3 protein-coding genes are annotated in these 4526 nt (G+C 70.4%); 1 reads left to right on the top strand and 2 read right to left on the bottom strand.

What is annotated here, in order from left to right; genetic code table 11:
- Positions 1-275: 275 nt before the first annotated feature.
- The gene (pepN, locus tag KN815_RS29565; RefSeq protein WP_216344939.1) at positions 276-2846 is read right to left on the bottom strand and encodes an aminopeptidase N; all 2571 of its coding nucleotides are present in this window, start codon (positions 2844-2846) and stop codon (positions 276-278) included.
- A gap of 164 nt (positions 2847-3010) precedes the next feature.
- The gene (locus KN815_RS29560) at positions 3011-4036 is read right to left on the bottom strand and encodes an aspartate-semialdehyde dehydrogenase (RefSeq protein WP_216344938.1); all 1026 of its coding nucleotides are present in this window, start codon (positions 4034-4036) and stop codon (positions 3011-3013) included.
- A 243-nt stretch (positions 4037-4279) separates the two neighbouring features.
- Between KN815_RS29560 and KN815_RS29555 the strand changes: the two genes are divergently transcribed.
- Positions 4280-4526, top strand: a 247-nt coding sequence (locus KN815_RS29555; protein WP_308403683.1) for a twin-arginine translocation signal domain-containing protein, incomplete at its 3' end; no start/stop codon positions are given.

The following is a 4526-nucleotide window of genomic DNA, read 5'->3' as shown; positions in this document are numbered from 1 at the left end:
CATGCCCGATCCCGGCTGACGCGTAGTTTGTGGGCAATCGTCCCGTGGGCGGGACGGGTGGGCACAAACGGGCCACCGGCCCGCACCCGGCAACGAAACGTTGACCAGGGACGAGCACCGGCCAAGGCATCGCTGCCGGGTGCGGCCCGGTAGCCGGGTTGTGCCCACCCGTCCCTCCCCCAGCTACCGCTGGGAGGTGCCCCCTGGCGGAACGATTGCCCACAACTGGGCGGCGCGGTGCGGGGCGCAGGGCCCCGCACCGCGCCGCAACCCGGTCAGCCGCCCGCGGCATCCGCGGCTTGGGCGCGGAGGGCGCGTTCGATGCCTGCTCGGGACTCCGTCATCAGACGCCTCAGCGCCGCCGTGGGCTCGGCCGACGCGAGCCACGCGTCCGTCGCGTCCAGGGTCTCCTGGGAGACCTGGAGCGCCGGGTAGAGCCCCACCACGATCTGCTGCGCCATCTCATGGCTGCGGCTGTTCCAGGTGTCCTTCGCCGCCGCGAAGTACTTCTCCGTGTACGGCGCCAGCAGCTCCCGCTGGTCGGTCTGGACGAAGCCGCCGATCACCGCCTCCTGCACCGCGTTCGGCAGGGCGTCGCTCTCCACGACCGACGCCCACGCCTCCGCCTTGGCCTCCCGCGTCGGCCGCGCGGCCCGAGCCATCGCGGCGTAGCGCTCGCCCGCGGAGGTCTTGTCGCGCTCCAGCTCCGCCGCGATGGCCCCCTCGTCCGCCCGCCCGGTGGCGGTGAGCCGCTGGAGCAGTGCCCAGCGCAGCTCGGTGTCGATGGCCAGGCCCTCGATCGTCTCGGTGCCGTCGAGCAGCCCGGCGACCAGGTCGAGCTGGGCGTCCGTGCGGGCGGTCGCGGTGAAGGCCCGCGCCCAGGCGAGCTGGTGGTCGCTGCCCGGGGCCGCCGCCCGCAGATGGTCGAGCGTGGCCTCGGTCCACTTGGCGAGGCCGGTCTCGCGCCAGGCCGGGGCCGCGTACAGGTCCAGGGCCAGCTTCACCTGGCGGTGCAGCGACTGGACGACGCCGATGTCGGACTCCTTGGCGATGCCCGAGAGCACCAGTGCCAGATAGTCGCGGGTGGCCAGTTCGCCGTCGCGGACCATGTCCCAGGCCGAGGCCCAGCACAGCGCGCGCGGCAGCGACTCCGCGAAGTCGCCCAGGTGCTCGGTGACGACGGCCAGCGAGTCCGGGTCCAGCCGCACCTTCGCGTAGGTGAGGTCGTCGTCGTTGAGCAGGATCACCGCGGAGCGCTTCGCGCCGATGAGCTGCTCCACCTGGGTCAGCTCACCGTCCACGTCCAGCTCGATGCGCTCGGAGCGGATCAGCTTGCCGGTCGCGTTCAGGTTGTAGAGCCCGATGGCGATGCGGTGCGGCCGCAGCGTTGGCTCACCCTTGGCGCCCGGCGGCAGCGCGGGGGCCTCCTGCCGCACCGCGAAGGAGGTCACGGTGCCGTCGGCGTCCGTCTCGATCTCCGGCCGCAGCACATTGATGCCCGCCGTCTCCAGCCACTTCTTCGACCAGGTCTTCAGATCGCGCCCGCTGGTCTCCTCCAGCGCGCCGAGCAGATCCGACAGCCGGGTGTTCTGGTAGGCGTGGCGCTTGAAGTACGCCTGGACGCCGCTGAAGAACTCGTCCATCCCGACGTACGAGACCAGTTGCTTGAGCACCGAGGCGCCCTTGGCGTAGGTGATCCCGTCGAAGTTGACCAGGACGTCGTCCAGGTCGTTGATCTCGGCCATGATCGGGTGGGTGGACGGCAGTTGGTCCTGCCGGTAGGCCCACGTCTTCATGGAGTTGGCGAAGGAGGTCCAGGACCGCGGCCACCTGCTGCCCGGCGCATGGGCCTGGCAGGCGATCGAGGTGTAGGTGGCGAACGACTCGTTCAGCCACAGGTCGTTCCACCACTCCATGGTGACGAGATCGCCGAACCACATATGGGCCAGCTCGTGGAGGATGGTCTCGGCCCGCGTCTCGTACGCCGCGTCGGTGACCTTGGAGCGGAAGACGTACTGGTCGCGGATGGTCACCGCGCCCGCGTTCTCCATCGCGCCCGCGTTGAACTCCGGCACGAAGAGCTGGTCGTACTTGGCGAACGGGTACGCGTAGTCGAACTTCTCCTCGAACCACTCGAAGCCCTGCCGCGTCACCTCGAAGATCGCGTCCGAGTCGAGGTACTCCGCGAGCGAGGGACGGCAGTAGATGCCCAGCGGCACCGAGCGGCCGTCCTTCTCGTACGAGCTGTGCACGCTGTGGTACGGGCCCGCGATCAGCGCGGTGACATACGTCGACAGGCGCGGGGTCGGCTCGAACCGCCAGACGTTGTCCTTCGGCTCCGGCGCGGGCGAGTTCGAGATCACCGTCCAGCCCTCGGGCGCCGTCACGGTGAACTGGAACGTGGCCTTCAGGTCGGGCTGCTCGAAGTTGGCGTACACCCGGCGGGCGTCGGGCACCTCGAACTGGGTGTAGAGGTACGCCTGCTGGTCGACCGGGTCGACAAAGCGATGCAGCCCCTCACCGGTGTTGGTGTACGCGCAGTCCGCGACCACCCGCAGCTCATTGCGCCCGGCCAGCAGCCCCGGCAGCGCGATCCGCGAGTCCTTGAAGACCTCGTTCGGGTCGAGCGCCTCGCCGTTGAGCACCGCCTCGTGCACCGTGGGCGCCACCAGGTCGATGAACGACTCCGCGCCCGACTCGGCGGCGTCGAAGCGCACCGTGGTCACGGAGCGGTAGGTACCGCCCTCCTGGGCGCCGCTCAGGTCCAGTTCGATCTCGTACGCGTCCACCGTGAGGAGGCGCGCCCGCTGCTGCGCTTCCTCCCTTGTGAGGTTGGTGCCAGGCACGTCGGCTAACTCCCGTTCGTCATGTGCGGTACGCCATGCGTCAGGCGGATGGCCATCCTCGCACGTCGGCCGGTCGGCGTCGGTAGGACAACGGGCGGCTGAACGGGAGGAACACCGAGGGGGAACGGCCGGCCGGCCGCTCCCCCTCGGACGAGGCGTGGACGTCAGCTCAGGTCGGCCGCCACCAGTTCGGCGATCTGCACCGCGTTCAGCGCGGCGCCCTTGCGCAGGTTGTCGTTGGAGAGGAACAGCGCGAGACCGTGCTCGACCGTCTCGTCCACCCGGATCCGGCCCACATAGCTGGGGTCCTGGCCGGCGGCCTGGAGCGGGGTCGGGATCTCCGAGAGCGCCACGCCGGGGGCCGCGGCCAGCAGCTCGGCGGCGCGCTCCACGCTGATCGGACGCTCGAAGCGGGCGTTCACCTGGAGCGAGTGGCCGGTGAAGACCGGCACCCGGACACAGGTGCCGGACACCTTCAGCTCCGGGATCTCCAGGATCTTGCGGCTCTCGTTGCGGAGCTTGTGCTCCTCGTCGGTCTCGAACCGCCCGTCGTCGACGATCTTCCCGGCCAGCGGGAGCACATTGAACGCGATCGGGCGGGCGTACACCTCGGGCTCGGGGAAGTCCACCGCCGCGCCGTCGTGGGTGAGCTCGGCCGCGCGGTCGGCGGTCTTGCGGATCTGGCTGTCCAACTCGGCGACGCCGGACAGCCCGGAGCCGGAGACGGCCTGGTAGGTGGTGGCCACCAGGGCGGTGAGACCGGCCTCGGCGTGCAGCGGGCGCAGCACGGGCATGGCGGCCATGGTGGTGCAGTTCGGGTTGGCGATGATGCCCTTGGGGCGGTCCACCGCGGCGTGCGGATTGACCTCGGCGACGACCAGGGGCACCTGGGGGTCCATCCGCCAGGCCGAGGAGTTGTCGATCACGACGGGGCCCTGTGCGGCGACCTTCTCGGCCAGCGCCCTGGAGGTGGCGCCGCCCGCGGAGAACAGGACGATGTCCAGACCGGAGTAGTCGGCCGTGGCGGCGTCCTCGACGGTGATCTCGGTACCGCGCCACGGGAGCGTACGGCCCGCCGAGCGGGCGGAGGCGAACAGCCGCAGTTGCTCGGCCGGGAAGTCACGCTCGGCGAGCACCCTGCGCATCACTCCGCCGACCTGGCCGGTCGCTCCGACGATTCCGATCCTCATATCAGCCCTTTTCCTTGGTTGTGCCTGTTCGAGGCGCCTACCCTCCTGGCAAGTGTCTCAGGCGGGTCCGTTACCGTCCCGTGATTTATCCCACGGCGGGGGCGGTTCCCAGCGTGGATGAACGCCGAGTGAGCGAGAGAATGCCTGTTCACAAGGGCGCGATGACCGTTTGCTACCGCCAAGATCCACGTGTGGAGATCGGCGACCTGCGTTGCCGCCTCGTTCACCGCCACGCCATTCCCGATGCCAACGATCCGAGGTGAGGACAGCGTCGCTGTCCGCCCGTTTCCGCGTGTCCACTCGGGGAGATCGCGCATGTCCCGCATACGGTCCGCCGCAGCAGCCGTCGCCCACCTCGATCGGCGCACCTTCCTCGCCGCAACCGCCGCCACCGGTGCCACGGCCGGTCTGGGGCTCGCCTTCGGGCCCGGCAGCGGTTCGGCCGACGCCACGCAGCCCGCCACCGCGCGCGCCGTGGGCCGCCGGGTGG

The organism is Streptomyces niphimycinicus (genome assembly GCF_018883605.1).
Taxonomy (GTDB): domain Bacteria; phylum Actinomycetota; class Actinomycetes; order Streptomycetales; family Streptomycetaceae; genus Streptomyces; species Streptomyces niphimycinicus.
Note: the sequence above shows the minus strand (reverse complement) of the source record. Positions and strands in the feature narration are given on the sequence as shown.

Bases quoted from the DNA above. Each gene is read 5' to 3' on its own strand.
- KN815_RS29560 (WP_216344938.1), bottom strand. From the start codon at position 4,036: ATGAGGATCGGAATCGTCGGAGCGACCGGCCAGGTCGGCGGAGTGATG.